The sequence below is a fragment of the Nonomuraea sp. NPDC050786 genome, assembly GCF_040654115.1.
GTDB lineage: Bacteria > Actinomycetota > Actinomycetes > Streptosporangiales > Streptosporangiaceae > Nonomuraea.
This window is the reverse complement of the sequence record NZ_JBFAHJ010000003.1, coordinates 200,381-218,425: the sequence shown is the minus strand read 5'-3', so window position 1 is coordinate 218,425 and position 18,045 is coordinate 200,381. Positions and strand designations below refer to the sequence as shown.

The 18,045-nt window shown below is 70.1% G+C and carries 17 protein-coding genes; 12 read left to right on the top strand and 5 right to left on the bottom strand.

Translation table 11 applies throughout. The features are described 5' to 3' along the window. Positions 1 to 67 precede the first annotated feature (67 nt). From paaN to AB0H84_RS08595, 4 genes are all read left to right on the top strand, one after another. Positions 68 to 1,714, top strand: coding sequence for a phenylacetic acid degradation protein PaaN (gene paaN, locus AB0H84_RS08610; RefSeq protein ID WP_357600241.1), 1,647 nt, complete (start codon positions 68 to 70; stop codon positions 1,712 to 1,714). 288 nt (positions 1,715 to 2,002) lie between these two features. Further along, positions 2,003 to 2,950 carry an MBL fold metallo-hydrolase gene (locus AB0H84_RS08605; protein WP_357600239.1) on the top strand — a complete coding sequence of 316 codons (948 nt, stop codon included), beginning with the start codon at positions 2,003 to 2,005 and terminating at the stop codon, positions 2,948 to 2,950. Beyond that, the gene (locus tag AB0H84_RS08600) at positions 2,947 to 4,473 is read left to right on the top strand and encodes an FAD-dependent monooxygenase (protein WP_357600236.1); all 1,527 of its coding nucleotides are present in this window, start codon (positions 2,947 to 2,949) and stop codon (positions 4,471 to 4,473) included. Before AB0H84_RS08605 ends, AB0H84_RS08600 begins: the two co-directional genes overlap by 4 nt. After that, positions 4,470 to 5,903 (top strand): trehalose-6-phosphate synthase, encoded by a 1,434-nt coding sequence (locus AB0H84_RS08595; RefSeq protein ID WP_357600234.1) that lies wholly within the window; start codon positions 4,470 to 4,472, stop codon positions 5,901 to 5,903. The genes AB0H84_RS08600 and AB0H84_RS08595 overlap by 4 nt, the downstream gene beginning before the upstream one ends. Here AB0H84_RS08595 and AB0H84_RS08590 read toward each other — a convergent pair. After that, positions 5,836 to 6,120, bottom strand: coding sequence for a DUF4235 domain-containing protein (locus AB0H84_RS08590; protein WP_357600231.1), 285 nt, complete (start codon positions 6,118 to 6,120; stop codon positions 5,836 to 5,838). The two genes, AB0H84_RS08595 and AB0H84_RS08590, sit on opposite strands and share 68 nt — an antisense overlap. A gap of 78 nt (positions 6,121 to 6,198) precedes the next feature. On the opposite strand from AB0H84_RS08590, the gene valS reads away from it, so the two are divergent. The 8 genes from valS (at position 6,199) to AB0H84_RS08550 (ending at position 14,529) form a co-directional block, all read left to right on the top strand. Further along, positions 6,199 to 8,706 (top strand): valine--tRNA ligase, encoded by a 2,508-nt coding sequence (gene valS / locus AB0H84_RS08585; protein WP_357600228.1) that lies wholly within the window; start codon positions 6,199 to 6,201, stop codon positions 8,704 to 8,706. Between the two features lie 172 nt (positions 8,707 to 8,878). Next, positions 8,879 to 10,090, top strand: coding sequence for an AI-2E family transporter (locus tag AB0H84_RS08580; RefSeq protein WP_357600225.1), 1,212 nt, complete (start codon positions 8,879 to 8,881; stop codon positions 10,088 to 10,090). Positions 10,091 to 10,253: 163 nt separating this feature from the next. Further along, positions 10,254 to 10,694: a dUTP diphosphatase gene (dut, locus tag AB0H84_RS08575; RefSeq protein WP_345002409.1), complete on the top strand. Its 441-nt coding sequence runs from the start codon at positions 10,254 to 10,256 to the stop codon at positions 10,692 to 10,694. 46 nt (positions 10,695 to 10,740) lie between these two features. Beyond that, positions 10,741 to 11,379, top strand: coding sequence for a DUF3710 domain-containing protein (locus tag AB0H84_RS08570; RefSeq protein ID WP_357600222.1), 639 nt, complete (start codon positions 10,741 to 10,743; stop codon positions 11,377 to 11,379). A gap of 39 nt (positions 11,380 to 11,418) precedes the next feature. Next, positions 11,419 to 11,805 (top strand): OB-fold nucleic acid binding domain-containing protein, encoded by a 387-nt coding sequence (locus AB0H84_RS08565; protein WP_345002411.1) that lies wholly within the window; start codon positions 11,419 to 11,421, stop codon positions 11,803 to 11,805. 3 nt (positions 11,806 to 11,808) lie between these two features. Next, positions 11,809 to 12,477: a DUF3159 domain-containing protein gene (locus AB0H84_RS08560; protein ID WP_357600219.1), complete on the top strand. Its 669-nt coding sequence runs from the start codon at positions 11,809 to 11,811 to the stop codon at positions 12,475 to 12,477. A gap of 413 nt (positions 12,478 to 12,890) precedes the next feature. After that, positions 12,891 to 14,159: an ATP-binding protein gene (locus tag AB0H84_RS08555; protein WP_357600216.1), complete on the top strand. Its 1,269-nt coding sequence runs from the start codon at positions 12,891 to 12,893 to the stop codon at positions 14,157 to 14,159. Between the two features lie 127 nt (positions 14,160 to 14,286). After that, the gene (locus AB0H84_RS08550) at positions 14,287 to 14,529 is read left to right on the top strand and encodes a hypothetical protein (protein WP_357600213.1); all 243 of its coding nucleotides are present in this window, start codon (positions 14,287 to 14,289) and stop codon (positions 14,527 to 14,529) included. Positions 14,530 to 14,536: 7 nt separating this feature from the next. On the opposite strand, the gene AB0H84_RS08545 is transcribed toward AB0H84_RS08550, so the two are convergent. From AB0H84_RS08545 to AB0H84_RS08530, 4 genes are all read right to left on the bottom strand, one after another. Then, entirely contained in the window at positions 14,537 to 14,980 is a 444-nt protein-coding gene (locus AB0H84_RS08545) for a S26 family signal peptidase (RefSeq protein WP_357600210.1), read from the bottom strand. Then, positions 14,977 to 16,905 carry an ABC transporter ATP-binding protein gene (locus AB0H84_RS08540; protein WP_357600208.1) on the bottom strand — a complete coding sequence of 643 codons (1,929 nt, stop codon included), beginning with the start codon at positions 16,903 to 16,905 and terminating at the stop codon, positions 14,977 to 14,979. Before AB0H84_RS08540 ends, AB0H84_RS08545 begins: the two co-directional genes overlap by 4 nt. Further along, complete coding sequence (locus AB0H84_RS08535) at positions 16,902 to 17,450, bottom strand: TlpA disulfide reductase family protein (RefSeq protein ID WP_357600205.1); 549 nt, start codon at positions 17,448 to 17,450, stop codon at positions 16,902 to 16,904. Before AB0H84_RS08535 ends, AB0H84_RS08540 begins: the two co-directional genes overlap by 4 nt. 375 nt (positions 17,451 to 17,825) lie before the next feature. After that, on the bottom strand, positions 17,826 to 18,029 hold the full coding sequence (locus AB0H84_RS08530; protein WP_357600202.1) for a hypothetical protein: 204 nt from the start codon (positions 18,027 to 18,029) through the stop codon (positions 17,826 to 17,828). Positions 18,030 to 18,045: the final 16 nt, after the last annotated feature.

Sequence of the window (18,045 nt, the reverse complement as noted above, 5' to 3'; positions counted from 1 at the left end):
TCAACTGACCGAATGTTCGGTAAACACTTCACCGTCCAGACTTATCCCTGTCAAGAGGGTGAACACCATGTTCGAGCAGCACCGCGAGACTCTGGAGAAGGCGCTGTCCGCCATCGCCGAGCGGGGATACTGGAGCGCTTTCCCCGAGTCGCCGAGTCCCCGCGTTTATGGCGAGGGGACGGCCGAGCGGGGCAAGGAGGCGTTCGAGTCCTGCCTCGGCAAGCCGTTCCCCCTCGACCAGCCGGGCACCGGCTCCTGGATCGGGGCGGAGCGCTCGCCGTACGGGATCGACCTCGGCGTCACCTACCCGGAGCCGCTCGTGGACGACCTGATCGCGGCGGCTAAGGCGGCGCTGCCGGCCTGGCGGGACGCCGGGCCGGAGGCCCGCGCGCTGGCCTGCGTGGAGATCGTCCACCGGATCAACCGGCGCAGCTTCGAGCTGGCCAACGCGGTGCAGCACACGACCGGGCAGGCGTTCGTGATGGCCTTCCAGGCGGGCGGGCCGCACGCGCAGGACCGCGCGCTCGAGGCCGTCGCGTACGGCTACGCCGCCATGACCTCCTCGGCCGCGGCGGCCCGCTGGGAGAAGCCGGCCAAGGGCGACCCGCTCGTCATGGACAAGCGCTTCACGGCCGTCCCCAGGGGCGTCGCGCTGGTGATCGGCTGCAACACGTTCCCCACCTGGAACGCGTACCCGGGGCTGTTCGCCTCGCTCGTCACCGGCAACCCGGTGATCGTCAAGCCGCACCCGCGCGCGGTGCTGCCGCTCGCGATCACCGTGCAGATCGCCCGCGAGGTGCTGGCCGAGGCGGGCTTCGACCCCGCGCTGGTCACGCTGGCAGTGGAGGAGGGCCGGGGGCTGGCCAAGACGCTCGCCACGCATCCCGACATCCGCGTCGTCGACTTCACCGGCTCGACCGAGTTCGGCGACTGGCTGGAGGAGAACGCCCGCCAGGCGCTCGTGCACACCGAGAAGGCGGGGGTCAACACGATCGTCGTCGACTCCACCGACTCGTGGCGCGGCATGCTGGGCAACCTGGCGTTCTCGCTCTCGCTCTACAGCGGCCAGATGTGCACGGCGCCGCAGAACATCCTGGTGCCCGCGGGCGGCATCGAGACCGACGAGGGGCACAAGAGCTTCGACGACGTCTGCGCCGGGCTGGCGGGCGCCGTCGGCAAGCTGCTCGGGGACGACGCCCGGGCCGTCGAGCTGACCGGGGCCATCGTCAACCCGGACGTGCTGGCCCGGGTGGAGGGCGCGCCGTCTCTCGGCGAGGTGGTGCTGGAGTCGCGCGCGCTGAAGCATCCGTCGTTCCCGGACGCGGTGGTGCGGACGCCCGTGATCGTGAAGGTCTCCCCGGACCAGGCCGAGGTCTACGGACGCGAGCACTTCGGGCCGATCTCGTTCGTCATCCCGACGGAATCGACGCAGGAGAGCCTCGACGTGCTGCGCCGCACCGTCAAGGCCAGGGGCGCGCTCACCGCCGCCGCCTACTCGACCTCCTCCGACGTGCTCGACCAGGCCGAACGGGCCGCCGTCGACGCGGGCGTCAACCTGTCGTGCAACCTGACGGGCGGGGTCTTCGTCAACCAGTCGGCCGCCTTCAGCGACTACCACGGCACCGGCGCCAACCCGGCCGCCACCGCCTCGCTCACTGATCCCGGCTACGTGGCGGGCCGCTTCCACATGGTCCAGTCGCGCCGCCCGGCATGACCGGGCCCGCGCCTCACCCGCGCCCGCTTCAGCGCCCGCTTCAGCGCCCGGTGGCCGTCGCCGGCGCACGGGATGCGGTGGCGGTGTACGCGGGCCGGCGCGGGTGCGGCGACGCCCAAGGCGCGGGTCGGCGCGGGTGCGGCGACGCCGAAGGCACGCGGTGGAGTGGCCTCGATCACGGTGTCGCCTGGAGTGCGTGGGGCCGTGTGGGGCAGTGGGTCGCGCGGGGCCGGCCGAAGGAGCGGCACCGCGCGGAGGAGGGGTGACCGGTCTCCCGGAGGAGGGGTGATGGCCAAGCCGTTCGCTTCGTCGGCGGATCTCGCCGAGAAGGAGCAGTCGCTGGAGGTGCTCGCCGAGGGCGTGTACGCCCTCACCGCCGAGGGCGACCCCAACGTGGGCGCCGTCGAGGGCGAGGACTTCCTCGTGTGCTTCGAGGCCCTGGCGACGCCTGTGGCCGCCCGCCGGTGGCTGGCCAGGCTGCGCGAGCACACCGCCAAGCCGGTCAGGTACCTGGTGCTGTCGCACTACCACGCGGTCAGGGTGCTGGGCGCGTCGGCGTTCGGCGCGGACGTGATCGTGACGCACGACAAGACCCGCGAGCTGATCGCCGAGCGCGGCGAGCAGGACTGGGCCAGCGAGTACGCCAGGATGCCCCGCCTGTTCCAGGAGCCGGAGTCGATCCCGGGGCTGACGTGGCCGACGGCGACGTTCAGCGACACGTTCACCATCGACCTGGGCGGCGGCAGGGGCGACCTGGTGCTGGCCTACTGCGGCCGGGGGCACACCGAGGGCGACCTGGTGGCCTGGCTGCCCAGGCAGCGCGTCATGTTCGCCGGCGATCTCGTCGAGTCGCAGGCCGCCCTCTACACCGGCGACGCCTTCCACCGCGACTGGTCCGCGGCGACCCTCGACAAGGTGGCGTCGTTCGGGGCGGAGACGCTGGTCGGCGGCAGGGGGGCGGTGGCGCGCGGCAAGGAGGGCGTGGACGCGGCCATCGCCCAGACGCGCGACTTCCTCACGGTGATGCTGCGCGAGGTGGGCGCGGCAGGGACGCTCAAGGAGGCGTTCGAGCGGACGCACGCGGCGCTGGAGCCGAGGTACGGCTCCTGGCCGATCTTCGAGCACTGCCTGCCGTTCAACGTCTCCAGGCTCTGGGACGAGCTGCACGGCGTCGAGCGGCCGCGCATCTGGACCGCCGAGCGCGACCGCGCGGTCTGGGACCAGCTCCAGTCATGAACGCGCAGGTCATCGTCGTCGGAGCGGGACCCGTCGGGCAGAGCGCCGCGCTGCTGCTGGCCCGCTGGGGCATCCAGGTGCTCGTGCTCGACGCGCGGGCGGAGCGCGACTCCACCGGGTCGAAGTCCATCTGCCAGCAGCGCGACGTGCTCGACATCTGGGCCGCCGCCGGGGCGGGCAAGATCGCGGACGAGGGTCTGGCCTGGACCACCGCCCGCACGTACTACCGCGACCGCGAGCTGTTCTCCTGGCGGTTCGAGCGGGAGGGGCCGCTGCCGGCCTGCGTGAACATCTCGCAGACCCGCACCGAGCAGATCCTGGACGAGGCCGTCGCGGCGCAGCCGCTCATCGAGGTGCTCTGGAACCACGAGGTCACCGGGCTCACCCAGGACGACTCGGGCGTGCGGGTGCAGTGCGGTCAGCGGCTGCTGCGCGCGCCCTACGTGCTGGTCTGCGCCGGTGCCAGGGCCCAGCGGGTACGCCAGGCGCTCGGCGTCACGTTCGACGGGGAGACGTTCGACGACCAGTTCCTGATCTGTGACATCAAGGCGGACCTGCCCGGCTGGGAGAACGAGCGCCGCTTCTACTTCGACCCCGTCTGGAACCCGGGCCGCCAGGTGCTGATCCATCCCTGCCCGGGAGGCACGTTCAGGATCGACTGGCAGATCGCGCCGGACTTCATCCCAACAAAGGTCGATATTTCGCGCAAAGTCCGGCAGATCATCGGCGACCGGCCGTACGAGCTGCTCTGGCACAGCACGTACCGCTTCCACTCCCGCCTCGCCTCCCGCATGCGCGTCGGCCGCGTCCTGCTGGCCGGTGACTGCGCCCATCTGGTGGCCCCGTTCGGGGCCCGTGGGCTCAACTCGGGCGTGCCCGACGCCGAGAACGCCGCCTGGAAGCTGGCCTTCGCGCTCAACGGCTGGGCCGGGCCGGGGCTGCTGGAGTCGTACCACGCCGAGCGGCACGCGGCCGCGCTGGAGAACCTCGAGATCACCTCCGCGACCATGCGCTTCCTCGCGCCGAGGACCGTGGAGGAGCGCATGCGCAGGCGGGCCGCGCTTGAGGGCGGGCTGGTGGCGGAGGTGGACTCGGGGCGGTTCGCGGAGCCGTACTGGTACGTGGATTCGCCGCTGACGACGCCCGAGCCGACGCGGCCGTTCGGGGGCAGACCGCCGAAGGGGGCGCTGTGCGCGCCCGCGCCCGGTGTGATCCTGCCCGACATGCGGCTTCCCGGCGGGAGGCTGCGGGAGCTGTGCCGTGACGGTTTCCTGCTTCTACTGGGTGAAATGTGCGATTCGCGTTTGTTTGTGCAGGTCCTGGGCAAGGTCACTACGGCGCCGCTCGCCGTGCGCGGGCTCGCCGAGTTCGACGGGCTCGCTGAGAGGCTCGGCGCCGGACCGGATGAGGCATGGCTCATCCGGCCCGATTCTCACATCGCTGCGATCATCCCCCATGCGGGTCCGGAGTCGGTGGCGGACGCGGTCCGCCGCGCGCTCGGTGAAGAGGAGGAGACTGCGTGACTGGCCGTAGTTCGTTTCTGATCGTCGCGAACCGCTTGCCGGTGGACCGGACGATCGAGCCTGACGGAACGGCCTCGTGGCGCAGGAGCCCAGGAGGGCTCGTCACCGCGATCGCACCGGTGATGCAGCGCCGCCACGGGGCCTGGCTCGGTTGGCACGGAGCCGCCGACGAGAAGCTGGAGCCGCTGGAACAGGACGGCATGAACCTCATCCCGATCCCGCTCTCGGCCGACGAGGTGGAGCTTTATTACGAGGGCTTCTCCAACGCCACCCTGTGGCCGCTCTACCACGACGTGGTGGCGCCGCCCGTCTACCACCGGCCGATGTGGGACGCCTACCGCGCCGTCAACGAGCGCTTCGCGAACGCCGCCGCCGAGGTCGCCGACGAGGGGGCGGTCGTCTGGGTGCAGGACTACCAGCTCCAGCTCGTCCCGGCCATGCTCCGCAAGCTCAGGCCCGACCTGCGGATCGGGTTCTTCCTGCACATCCCGTTCCCGCCGACCGAGCTGTTCTGGCGGCTGCCGTGGCGCAAGGAGCTCGTCGAAGGGCTGCTCGGGGCCGACCTGGTGGGCTTCCAGCTGCCCGGCGGGGCCTCCAACTTCCGCCGGCTGTGCCGGAGGCTGCTCGGGCTGCCGTACAAGGGGAACGAGATCTTCCTCGACGACCGGGTCGTGACCACGCAGGCCTTCCCCATCTCCGTGGACTTCGGGCAGCTCGACGCGCTGGTACGCGACCCGCAGATCATGGCGCGGGCCAAGGAGATCAGAGTCGAGCTGGGCGACCCCGAGCACGTGCTGCTCGGCGTCGACAGGCTCGACTACACCAAGGGGATCGGGCAGCGGCTGGAGGCGTTCGGCGAGCTGCTCAACGACGGGCAGCTGAAGACGAACGAGGCCGTGTTCGTGCAGATCGCCACGCCCAGCAGGGAGCGGGTGGAGGAGTACAAGCGGCTGCGTGACGACATCGAGCTGCAGGTCGGGCGGATCAACGGCGAGCACGCGCAGCTCGGCTACCAGCCGGTCCAGTATTTCCACCAGTCCTACGACCACACCGAGCTGGCCGCGCTCTACCTCGCGGCCGACGTCATGGTCGTGACCCCGCTGCGCGACGGCATGAACCTGGTGGCCAAGGAGTACGTCTCCTGCCACCACGACCTGCACGGCGCGCTGGTGCTCAGCGAGTTCGCCGGGGCCGCCGACGAACTGCGCCAGGCCTACCTGGTCAACCCGTACGACGTGGAGGACGTCAAGCGGCAGATGCTGGCCGCGATGCGGGCCACGCCGCACGAACTGGCCCGGCGGATGCGCACGATGCGCCGCCGGGTGGCCACCTACGACGTGGACCGCTGGGCCAGCGAGTTTCTCAGTGCCCTGGAGTCACCTGCTTCACAGACTTCCACGCGTCGTAGCGCTTCTTGGCGGTCCGGTTGACCACGATCTGCGCCACGGACATGCCGACGCCCATGAGCACGGCGTAGCCGATGGCCTCACCCATGCTGACCTCGGGCGAGTCTGTGTCGAGAGGCGGCTCCTTGCCGGTCGCCTTCACCCAGACGAACCCGAGGAGCTTCCTCGCCGCCCAGGCGGTCGCCAGCCCCGTCAGACCGCCGATCACGCGCCAGGTGATGTCGGGCTTGTCCTCCGCCATGCCGATCTCCCTTCCCCTTTGTAACGAACACTAGTCTGCACCGGTTGTCATGCCTGCGAAGCCGTACCATAAGGAGGCATGACTCAACAGCGACTACGCCATGCCACCATGCCGGAAAAACCGACTCTCGACGGCTTGGAGCAGGTATGGGTAGCCCGCTGGGAGGAGCAGGGCACCTACCGCTTCGACCGCACCCAGTCGCGCGAGCAGGTCTACGCCATCGACACGCCGCCGCCTACCGTCTCCGGTTCGCTGCACGTCGGTCATGTCTTCTCCTTCACCCACACCGACATCATGGCCCGCTACCGGCGCATGACCGGCAAGGCGGTCTTCTACCCGATCGGCTGGGACGACAACGGCCTGCCCACCGAGCGCCGGGTGCAGAACGTCTACGGCGTGCGCTGTGATCCGTCGCTGCCTTACGATCCGGACTTCGTTCCACCAGACAAGCCCGGCAAACGCGAGATCTCCATTTCGCGGCGCAATTTCGTGGAGCTGTGCCACAAGCTGACCGCCCTGGACGAGCAGGCGTTCGAGGAGGTCTGGCGGCGGGTCGGCCTGTCGGTCGACTGGTCGCTGCTCTACACCACGATCAGCGACGAGGCGCGGGCGGTCTCTCAGCGGGCGTTCCTGCGCAACCTGCTGCGCGGCGAGGCCTACCTCGCCGAGGCGCCGACGCTGTGGGACGTGACCTTCCGCACCGCCGTCGCCCAGGCGGAGCTGGAGGACCGCGAGTGGCCCGGAGCGTTCCACAAGATCTCCTTCTACGGCGAGAAGGGGCCGGTCTGGATCGAGACGACCAGGCCCGAGCTCATCCCGGCGTGCGTGGCGCTGGTGGCCCACCCTGACGACGAGCGCTACCAGCCGCTCTTCGGCACCTCGGTGCTGACGCCGCTGTTCGGCGTCGAGGTGCCGGTGCTGGCGCACCGGCTGGCCGAGCCCGACAAGGGCACCGGCATCGCGATGATCTGCACGTTCGGCGACATCACCGACGTCACCTGGTGGCGGGAGCTGCACCTGCCGACCCGGCCGGTCATCGGCTGGGACGGCCGGCTGCTGCCGGAGCCGCCCGAGGGCGTGGAGGCGGATCCGTACAAGGAGCTCGCCGGCAAGACCGTGCACAGCGCGCGCGAGCGGATCGTGGAGCTGCTGCGCGAGTCCGGCGACCTCGAGGGCGACCCGAGGCCGGTCTCCCGCACGGTGAAGTTCTACGAGAAGGGCGACAAGCCGCTCGAGATCGTCACCACCCGCCAGTGGTACATCCGCAACGGCGGGCGCGACGAGGAGCTGCGCGCGCGGCTGCTGGGGCGCGGGAGCGAGCTCCGGTGGCACCCGCCGCACATGCGGGTGCGCTACGACAACTGGGTCGAGGGGCTCACCAGCGACTGGCTGATCTCGCGCCAGCGCTTCTTCGGCGTGCCGTTCCCGGTGTGGTATCCGATCGACGAGTCGGGCCAGCCCGTCCACGACGCGCCGATCGTGCCGCCGGAGGACATGCTGCCGGTCGACCCGTCCTCCGACGTGCCGCCCGGCTACACCGAGGACCAGCGCGGCGTGCCCGGCGGGTTCATGGCCGACCCCGACGTGATGGACACCTGGGCCACCTCCTCGCTGACGCCGCAGATCGCGGGCCGCTGGGGGACCGACGACGACCTGTTCGAGCGGGTCTTCCCGGCCGACCTGCGGCCGCAGGCCCACGAGATCATCCGCACCTGGCTCTTCTCGACCGTGGTCAGGTCGCACTACGAGTTCGGCGGGCTGCCGTGGAGCGACGTCGCGATCTCCGGGTGGATCCTCGACCCCGACCGCAAGAAGATGTCCAAGTCCAAGGGCAACGTCGTCACCCCGCTTGCCCTGCTGGAGCAGCACGGCTCCGACGCGGTGCGCTACTGGGCGGCCAACGGCCGCTACGGCGTGGACACAGCGTTCGACGCCGGTCAGCTCAAGATCGGGCGGCGGCTGGCCATCAAGATCTTGAACGCGTCCAAGTTCGTGCTCGGGCTGGCCGGCAGCGACGGAGAGGTCACCGAGGCGCTCGACCTGTCCATGCTCGCGGCCCTGTCCGGGGTCGTGCGCGAGGCCACGGAGGCGTTCGAGTCCTACGACCACACCAGGGTGCTGGAGGCCGTGGAGCGCTTCTTCTGGGCGTTCTGCGACGACTACCTGGAGCTGGTCAAGGCCCGCGCCTACGAGTCCGGTCCGGCCGCCGCCTCGGCCCACGCGGCGCTGCGGCAGGCGCTCGACGTGCTGCTGCGGCTGTTCGCGCCGTTCCTGCCCTTCGTCACCGAAGAGGTGTGGTCGTGGTGGCGCGAGGGCTCGGTGCACCAGGCCCCGTGGCCCGACCTTCCGCCCGGGGCCGGCGACCCGGCCGTGCTGGTCGTGGCCTCGGAGGTGCTCGGCCAGGTACGCAAGGCCAAGTCGGAGGCCAAGCTGTCCATGCGGGCCGAGGTCTCCAGGCTCACCGTCTCCGCGCCGGATGTCGGGCTTGTCCGCCAGGCTCAGGACGACATCTGTGCCGCGGGCAACGTGGAGGAGTTCGTCCTGGAGTATGGTGACGAGCTGAAAACCGAGGTCCACCTGGGCTGACGTCCGGATGGCAGGACGCCGGGCCGCCCCCTCCGCCGGGGCGCCCGGCGTCCGTGCATCCGCTCCGCGGGTCCGCGAACTGCCCGCCAGTGGTCACACCCTCGTGTAGGTAAGGTCTGCTCCTGGCTTTATCGGCGCGCATCCTGGGCGCGGACGTGCCAGTCTTGAACACGTGTTGCCCGACCGCCCAACCAAGCTCGTGCCGCCCGCGCTCGCCAAGATGGCCGCGTGGTGCGTGTGCCTGATCCTCGTCGGCGTGGTCGTCTACTTCTTCGCCCAGATCATCGCCCGGCTCACGTTCGTGGCGCTGCCCGTGGCGATCGCGCTGCTGCTGACCGCGCTGCTGTTCCCGCTGACCAACAGCCTCCGCCAGGCGGGCATGCGGCCCATCTACGCCACCTGGATCACCATGCTGGTGGCCCTGGCCATCCTCGTCGGCACGGGATGGCTGGTGGGGGCGCGGGCCAGCGACGAGTTCCCCAACCTGGTCCAGCAGGTGCAGGCGACCGCGAGATCGGTCCAGGACTGGCTGATCACGGGCCCGATCCACCTCAAAGAGGCGCAGATCACCGGCTATGTCGACGAGATCGCCAACATGGTCAACCAGCAGCGCACCGCCATCACCGGCACCGTGCTGACGGCCGGGGCGGTCGCCTTCGAGGTGCTCGCCTCCATCGTGCTGCTGCTGTTCGTGACGTTCTTCCTGCTCAAGGACGGCGACCGGATCTGGGCGTGGATCCTGAGAGGGTTCGGCGAGGTGGCGCCGCGCGTGGACCGCGCCGGGCGGGCCGCCTGGACGACGCTCTCCCACTACGTGCAGGGCACGGTCGCGGTGGCCGCCGTGCACGGGCTGATCATGGGCATCGTGCTGGCGGGCATGGGCGTGCCGCTGTGGGCGCCGCTGGCCGTGCTGATCTTCTTCGCCAGTTTCATCCCCATCGTCGGCATCTTCTTCGCCGGTACGATCGCCACCCTCGTCACGCTGGGCGCCAAGGGCATCGTCTACGCGCTGATCTTCCTGGGCATCCTCATCGTCGAGCAGCAGCTGGAGAACCACGTGCTCCAGCCCCTGATCGTGGGGCGGGCACTGAACTTCCACCCGCTGGCCATCATCCTCGTGCTGGCCATCGGCGGCATCCTCGCGGGCATCGCCGGGGCCGCGGTGGCGGTGCCGGTGGCCGCGGTGATCTACCGTGCGCTGCCCGAGCTCCGGCACAAACCCCCCGCCCTGCCGCCGCCACCCCATGAACACGCCCCTCCCGAGGCGGAAGGCCCCGATGACGGCGGTGCGCCTCGCGAGGGGGAGGCCGATAAGCCGGGTGACGAGAGGGACGAGAACACCCCTGCCCGCCGCGAGGACGGTCGCGGGGTGGACACGGAGTAACCTCGTCACCCGTGACTTGTTCCTCCCTCACCGCCCCCGTGCCTATGGGCACGACACTCCACCTGGGTGCCTGGTGCAACGGCATCACGGGCGGAAAGGCGTACCTTGAGGCTGAGGGGCGCATCGGTGCCCCTGACGAACACCAGGATGACGAGGTGACCCGTTGAGCGACGTCGAGGTCCTGATCCACCGGCTCGACGCGGAGCTGCCGATGCCCTCCTACGCCCATCCGGGAGACGCGGGCGCCGACCTCTACGCGGCCGAGGACGTCGAGCTGCTGCCCGGCGAGCGGGCCGTCGTCGGCACGGGGGTCGCGATCGCCCTGCCCGACGGCTACGCCGCGTTCGTGCACCCGCGCTCGGGGCTGGCGGCCAGGCACGGTGTCACGCTGGTCAACGCGCCCGGCACCGTGGATGCCGGATACCGCGGCGAGATCAAGGTGACGCTCATCAACACCGACGCCAAGGAGCCGTTCCGCCTCCAGCGGGGCGACCGCGTGGCGCAGCTCGTGGTCCAGCGGGTGGAGCGCGCGGCCTTCTACGAGGTCGAGCGGCTGCCGGGTTCGGTGCGCGGCGCCAACGGGTTCGGATCGACAGGACGATGATCAATGGGCCGCGCTGGCGGCCCCGCGCGCAAGGAGAGTGAGGAACGTGTTCCGACGTCGCCGTCGTGAGCAGCCGGAACAGGTGGCCGAGCAGGAGCCTGCCGCCCCTGTGCGAGAGTCCGGCCCGTGGGACGCCGACGAGCCCCACCCGGAGAGTGACAGGATCGACCTCGGTGGCCTGCGGCTGCCGCACAACCCCGACTTCGACGTACGCCTGGCCTCCGTCGGAGACCAGCACGTCGGCGTCGTGGTCCTCCACGAGGAGAGCTCGCTGCAGCTCCAGGCCCTGGCCGCGCCACGGAGCTCGGGCCTGTGGGACGAGGTCAAGACCAAGATCCTCGCGCAGGCCAGGCACCTGGAGGAGCAGGAGGGCCCGTTCGGCAGGGAGCTGGCCGGCGAGATGAGGGTCGAGAGCACCACCCGTCCCGCTCGTTACATCGGCGTCGACGGTCCCCGCTGGTTCCTGCTCGCGGTGATCTCCGGCCCGGCGGCGCTCGACGAGGCGGCCGCGGCGGCGTACATAGACTTCTTGAAGGACATCGTGGTGGTACGCGGCGACGAGCCGATGGCCCGCGAGGAGCCCATTCCGCTGCGCCGCCCCAACGAACAGACGAGCGAGAAAGCGGACGAGCGGCCCGGGCTCAACCCGTTCAAGCGAGGGCCTGAAATAAGCGAGATTCGCTAAGGGCTGACATCGCGCCGACATCACATAGGCTGATTCATCATGAGTACGGCAGAGCCTCCGAAACGCGGGGGATTGCGCGGCTTCTTCAGTCGGCTGGCCTCACCCCAGTCCGAGATTGAGGCCCAGGAACTACGGGAAGACGCCGACGAGGTGGGCGCGACCCCCATCGTCTCGTGCGGCGGGCGCCGGCGCTTCTGCGTAGCCGGTACGCTACGTACAGTCACACTGCGCCCGAGGGGCGGCGCTCCCGCTCTCGAGGCCGAGCTGTACGACGGGTCCGACGTGATCGACCTCGTCTGGCTCGGCCGTCGCAAGATCGCAGGCATCGAGCCCGGTCGCACGGTCAAGGCCGAGGGCCTGGTCAGCGTCCAGGACGGGCGCAAGGTGATGTTCAATCCGCGTTACGAGCTGCGCCCAGGGAGTTGACACGTGAGTGCTGAGGCGGAAGAGGTCGCCCACGACACCGTTGAAGCGGCGGTGCGAGCCCAGCTCGCCAAGGCGTTCGGCGGTGTGCGCGGCATCATCGAGGCGGCGATCCCGACGATCGCGTTCACGCTCTGCTGGATCCTCACCGAGGACCTGAAGACGTCGCTCATCGTCAGCGTCTCGCTGTCGGTGGTGCTGCTGCTGGTCAGGATCGTGCAGCGATCCACGCCACAGTTCGTGATCAACAGCCTGATCGGCATCGCGATCGGCGCCTTCTTCGCCAGCCGCACCGGTGACGCGAAGGACTACTTCCTGCCCGGCATCCTGTGGAACGCCGGTTACATGGTGGCGATGCTGCTGTCGATCGTGGCCCGCTGGCCGGTGGTGGGCTTCCTGATCGGCTCGGTCACGGGCGACCCCACCGCCTGGCACAAGGACCCGGGCATCGTGCGGCTCTGCACCAAGCTGACGTGGATGCTCATGTTGCCCTGCGCGGTCCGGGTGGCCGTGCAGGCACCGGTGTACTTGTTCGGGGGCGGCGACGAAGCGGTCGCCGCCCTCGGTTTCGCGAAGATCGTCATGGGCTGGCCCCTGCAGGTGGCCGCCCTCGCCGCCATGCTCTGGATCCTGGGCCGCGGCCGCACCCCGATCAAGCCGGTGGCCGCCGCCTGACCTCGATGCTTCGATCATGGCCGTAGGCTGCTGCCGGTGAGCGCCGCCGCGTTCACCGGCCACAGCGTCACCATCCCAGGGCTGGGCTCGGCCTCACCGTGAACATGCGCGACGTCTCCGACACCGTCCCCACGCTCGCCGCCATCGCCCCCGTTCGCGGACGGGCCGGTGCGCATCGAGGACGTCTACAACCCGCGGGTCAAGGAGTGCGAACGCCTGGACGCCGGCGCCGAGAACCGGAGCCGCCGGGCATCACGCTGGACGACCCTGGCTGCGTAGCGCGTCGATAACAGGCGCGGCAGAACGCCCAGAACCCATTCGGCAGAACGCCCACGAGGGTTTCGGCAGAACGCCCACGAGGGTCTCGGCAGAACGCCCACGCCTATGGATTCATCTGCGGTAGCGTACGAGACATGACCGATCCGGTCCTGTTTCCGAGACGCGCCGAAGTGATGACACTCGAAGCCCTGGCGGACACGCGAGTCGTGGTCGTGAACGGTGCCCGGCAAGTAGGAAAGAGCACACTGGCCGGATTGATCGTCGCCCAGGCAGGCAACGCCCGTAAGCTCTACCTCGACGATCCCGCGATCCTGGCTGCAGCGGAGGAGGATCCCGTTGCATTCGTCCAGCATGACGGGCTTCTGATGATCGACGAGATCCAACGCGCGCCACAACTGCTGCTACCGATCAAACACGTGGTTGACCAGGATCCGCGTCCCGGCCGTTATCTCCTCACCGGCTCCGCCCGCCTGCTAGGACTACGCGATCTTCCTGATGCGCTACCCGGTCGGACAGAAACCATCGAGTTGTGGCCACTGTCTCAAGGAGAGATCGAGTCTGCTCCGGACGGATTCGTTGACCACGTCTTCGCGCAGGGCGCGGATGTCAGCATGCCGCCCTGCACGCTCCGCAAGCGTGACTACGTGGACAGGGCACTGCGTGGCGGCTACCCCGAGGCGATCCGGCGGGACCCGGGACGCAGGCGCAACAGATTCTTCGACTCCTACATCACCGATCTGATCACACGAGATGTGCGTCAGATCTCGGATATCGAGCGCCCAGCGGAGATGCGGAGGCTGCTGAGCGTCATCGCGGCTCGCATGGGAGGGCTGGCCGTGGTGCAAGCGATGGCCGGCGATGTAGGACTCCCCAGGATGACGCTCTCTCGCTATCTGGACCTTCTGGAACTGGTCTTCCTCATCAAGCGTGTACCGGCATGGTCCTCGAATCTGACCCGCCGCGCCATCTCCACGCCCAAACTGATCATCACAGACAGTGGGCTCGGCGGCAGGCTCATCGGCATGTCACCTGACCGCGCCAGGGACGTCACGGCCCCTGTCGGGCCGCTGCTCGAAAACTTCGCGATCGGCGAAGTAGCCCGCCAACTCACCTGGGCCAACGAACCCGTCCAACTGTTCCACTACCGGGATCGGGACCAGGTCGAAGTGGACATGGTCCTTGAGCATGCGTCCGGTGAAGTGGTCGGCATCGAGATCAAAGCCGCAGAGACCATCCGCGGTGATGACTTCCGAGGCTTGCGCCACTTGGCGGACCGGCTGGGAGCGAGGTTCCGCGCGGGCTTCGTCCTCTATACCGGGGAGCAGACACTGCCTTTCGGTGACAAGCTGAAGGCATTGCCTATGGCGTCCTTGTGGAAACTCGGCAGCACCTCCGGTTCATGAATCCTGCGCGCGGGCGTGGCGCGCTGGTCCTGGGTAAAGACCTACGGGGCGGTCCCTTGCCCAGGTGATCCACTGGTGCGGGTACGAAGGCCGGCGAACGACAATTCACGCCGTATGGGGGCCCACCATGTACAGAAGCGCCATCATGGCCGTGACCGCGACCGCCGCCGCCCTGCTCCTGTCAGCCCGCCCCGCCGTCGCCGACGACGACTGGATCGGGCCGGATCCCGCTCTGTGCGGCGGGGACGGGGAGGCGGCGCGGGGCTTCGAGGTGTTCCTCATGCCGGAGGCGGTCTTCTACGTGCCTCAGAAGGCCGCCGCGCCGTGCGCGGACACGAACGACCCGCACGACTCCCAGCGGACGGACTGATCACCTGTTACGTATGAGGCCGAAGCCGGCGCGTCACCACGCCCAGCAGCCTTCCCGGTGTCACGTATCCGGCCTGGCGTGAGTCGAAGGACCGGTCGGGGTTGTCCCCGAGGACGACCAGATGCCCGGCGGGCACGCACTGGCCGGGAACGGAGCGCAGCGCCGGGCAGCGCGCCCGCGGGACCGGGTCGCCGGGGACCGCGATGGCCCGTTTGAGCAGCCACGGCTCCGATGCGTCGGCGGGCGCCGTACCGGGCGGGGCGGAGGCGAAGACCACCGCCTGGCCGGGGCGCACCGCGCCCACGGGGACCCGTCTGATCAGGACTCGGTCGCCGTCGCGGTACGTGGGCCACATGCTCGCGCCGCGGACGGTGATCACGACGTAGCGGCGGCGCAGCCGCACCAGGACGGCGGCGGTCAGGAGCACGAGGACGCAGCCCGCCGCCATCATGCCGGCTCCGCGGTCGTGTAGCCGGCGGACTGAAGGGCGAACATGCGCGCGTACGAACCGTCGGCCCGCATCAGCTCGTCGTGGTCCCCTCGCTCGACGATCTCGCCGTCGGCGAGGACGGCGATGAGGCCGGCGTCACGTACGGCGCCGAGCCGGTGCGTGATCAGCACGTTCGTACGGCCCCCGCGCAGCTTCCGCAGCCGGGTGTGGATGTCGTGCTCGGCCTCGGCGTCCAGTCCGGCGCTCGGCTCGTCGAGGATCATCAGGTCCCGGCCGTCGCGGAGGAAGGCGCGGGCCAGCGCGAGGCGCTGCCACTGACCGCCGGAGAGCATGACTCCGGACCGGGGGTCGTCGTCGGGGAAGGTGCCGGAGAAGACGCGAGTGAGCAGCGTGTCGTAACCGTACGGCAGGCCCGCGAGCACGTGATGGATGCCGGCCTCGCGAGCCGCCCCCTCGATCCTGGCCGGGTCGCCGAGAGCCGACAGGTCACCGACGGCCACGTTGTCGGCGGCGCTGAAGTCGTAGGCGACGAAATCCTGGAAGGCGGCGCCGATCCGGGCACGCAGCTCGGCGACAGGGACGTCCCGGATGTCCACCCCGTCCCACAGGATCGCGCCCCGCGTGGGGTCGTAGAACCGGCACAGCAGTTTGACCAGCGTGCTCTTGCCGGCCCCGTTCCGCCCGACCAGCGCCGTCGAGTGGCCGCAGGGGATGTGCAGGTTGACGCCGCGCAGCACCCAGGGGTGCTCGTCGCTGTAGCGGAACCAGACATCGCGCAGCTCGATGCCGCGGCGCAGTGGTGGCAGGGCACGAGGAGCGGCGGGCTCCGGCAGGTCAGGACCGCTGTCGATGATCGCGGCGTAGTGCCAGAACAGCAGCAGCAGCCGGTGCGCGGCCGCGGTGGCGTGGACCAGGCCGCCGAGCGAACCCTGCACGCCCGCGACCGCGGCGACGAAGACGGACACGTCGCCGACCGTGAAGCGGCCCTGGCCGGCCGCGGTCAGCAGCCAGATCAGCCCGCCGCCGGAGATGAGCGCCGCGAGCAGGGCCAGAGCGCCCTGCGCTGCGAGTTCCTTGCGCTCCATGGCCCGGTGGGCGCTGTTGGCCGCGCCGAGCTGGGCATTCATCCGGCCGCGCAGGAAGGGGCCGAGGCCGAACAGCCGCACCTCCTTGGCGGCGTCAGCCGTGGTGAGCAGGTCGCTGTAGAAGAACTGCCAGCGTTCGGCGGGCTCGATGCGTAACAGCAGGTCCGCCCGTTGCCGGGAGATGCGCAGCTCGACGGCCAGGGCGGGGAGCGCGGAGGCCAGGACGATCGCGGTGAACGCCGGGCTGATCAGCGCCAGCGAGGCGACGAACCCGGCCAGCGTGAGGCCGTCACGGCCCAGGCCGAGCAGCGCACCGATGATCTGGCCGGGTGAGCGGGCGCTGTGCTGCGCGATGCGCAGCCGGTCGAGGAACGCCGGCTCCTCGAACCTGCGCAGCCCGGTGTAGCGCTCCACCGCGCTGAACAGCTCGTCCTGGGCCCGCAGGCCGATGCGCCGGTCGGCCTCGCCCTGCAGGTACTGGCCCAGCTGCGGCACGACCGCGCCGACCACGCCGGCGCAGGCGAGCCCGACGGCCAGACCCACCACGGCGCCGGCCGGTCCCGGCGAGACCATCCGGTCGAGGACGACCTTGGTGAGCCAGGCCGTGGCGATCGGGACCGCCCCGCCGGCCAGTGTGGCCGCGCTCACGCCGGCGAGCTGGCCCGGCGCCGAGCGCCAGGCGAGCCGCAACGCTCTCGCTCCGGCGGCCACCAGCGCTCTCGGCCCGGCGGTCACCGGCGCTCCCGGCCCGGACCGGGCGGCCGCGGGGGCGGTGTCCCGGTCGGTGTCCCGGTCGGCGTTCGGGGCGGTGTTCCGGTCGGTGTCCCGGTCGGTGTTCACGCCTCGGCCGCGACCAGGAGCCGTTCCAGGTCGGAACCGACGGCGCGTACCACGCCTTCGGCGTCGACCAGGCAGAACGACGGAAAGGCGGACACCTTGAACGCATCGGCGACCGGCTGCTCACCGCGGTCCATGACGACACGCGCGGCGGGGGCCAGCATCCGGGCCATCTCCGTCCCGTCGTCGCCGTCCTCACCGGCGACGACGGCCATGACCTGCTGCCGGTCGAGGCCGCGCGAGTGGACCTGCGCCGCGAAGCCCGGCGCCTTCTCCCGGCAGGGGGCGCACGTCGGGCTGAAGAAGGCCACCACGGTCTCGCCGCTGAGCAGGTCGCGGGAGACCGGCTCACCGTCGGTGGTCGTCGCGGCGAACTCGCCGACCCGTTCACCGAGCATCTGCGCCGGATCGTCGGGAGGCGCGCCTTTGAGGAGTTTCTCCAGGTGCGCGGTGTGCTCTCGGAGCCTGCGGATGACTCCGAACGTCAGCACCAGGTCGAGCAGGCACAGCGCTCCGACCAGGATCACTGCGGCGAGAAGCAGGGGCATGGTGGGTTCCTCTCTGTGCCCCGCGGCCCTCGAGGGCCGGGGGCGCGAACAACTCGGCCGGATGGTGGATGCGGTCAGCACGTACGGGATGAGGGGGCGACAGCGGTGCCGACGACGTGGCGAAGCACCGGCAAGGAGCGCTGGTCGTCGGCACGGCCACGGCACGGTCGTCGCCGCCTTGGCGGAGACGACCGTCAGTCCGTTCTGACGGCGAGGGCGCGCGTACGTGCGAGCGCGGTGAGCAGTGTTCGCAGGACGCCGGCGAATTTCACGAAAGCAGCACGAGTACGGCTCTGTGCTGCGCCGGAGGCCGACACCGAGAACACCGGACCCACCAGGCACGCGCAGCCGATCACCGCGTAGTCCGCGATCGTCTCAGCAGCATGCGGCCTTGTAGGCGCACTGCAGGCAGTTGCCGCCGCTCGTGCAGTCGGCGCACCGGTAACAGCGGGTGCACGATCTGCAGGAGTAGTAGTAGCTGTAGTCGCAGTTGCACGAGCAGCTGCCCGCGGCGGCCTCCGCCTTGGGCACGAACCAGGCGAGCACCTGGTCGCTCAGCTTTTCGATGATCGATACCAATGGTCTTTCCTTCCTC

Excerpts from the sequence above, each read along its gene's own strand:
- AB0H84_RS08550 (WP_357600213.1), top strand. The coding sequence starts at position 14,287 with ATGTACAGAAGCGCCATCATGGCCGTGACCGCGACCGCCGCCGCCCTG.
- AB0H84_RS08565 (WP_345002411.1), top strand. The coding sequence starts at position 11,419 with ATGAGTACGGCAGAGCCTCCGAAACGCGGGGGATTGCGCGGCTTCTTC.
- AB0H84_RS08600 (WP_357600236.1), top strand. The coding sequence starts at position 2,947 with ATGAACGCGCAGGTCATCGTCGTCGGAGCGGGACCCGTCGGGCAGAGC.
- AB0H84_RS08535 (WP_357600205.1), bottom strand. The coding sequence starts at position 17,450 with ATGCCCCTGCTTCTCGCCGCAGTGATCCTGGTCGGAGCGCTGTGCCTG.
- AB0H84_RS08545 (WP_357600210.1), bottom strand. The coding sequence starts at position 14,980 with ATGATGGCGGCGGGCTGCGTCCTCGTGCTCCTGACCGCCGCCGTCCTG.
- valS (WP_357600228.1), top strand. The coding sequence starts at position 6,199 with ATGACTCAACAGCGACTACGCCATGCCACCATGCCGGAAAAACCGACT.
- AB0H84_RS08605 (WP_357600239.1), top strand. The coding sequence starts at position 2,003 with ATGGCCAAGCCGTTCGCTTCGTCGGCGGATCTCGCCGAGAAGGAGCAG.
- AB0H84_RS08555 (WP_357600216.1), top strand. The coding sequence starts at position 12,891 with ATGACCGATCCGGTCCTGTTTCCGAGACGCGCCGAAGTGATGACACTC.
- AB0H84_RS08590 (WP_357600231.1), bottom strand. The coding sequence starts at position 6,120 with ATGGCGGAGGACAAGCCCGACATCACCTGGCGCGTGATCGGCGGTCTG.
- paaN (WP_357600241.1), top strand. The coding sequence starts at position 68 with ATGTTCGAGCAGCACCGCGAGACTCTGGAGAAGGCGCTGTCCGCCATC.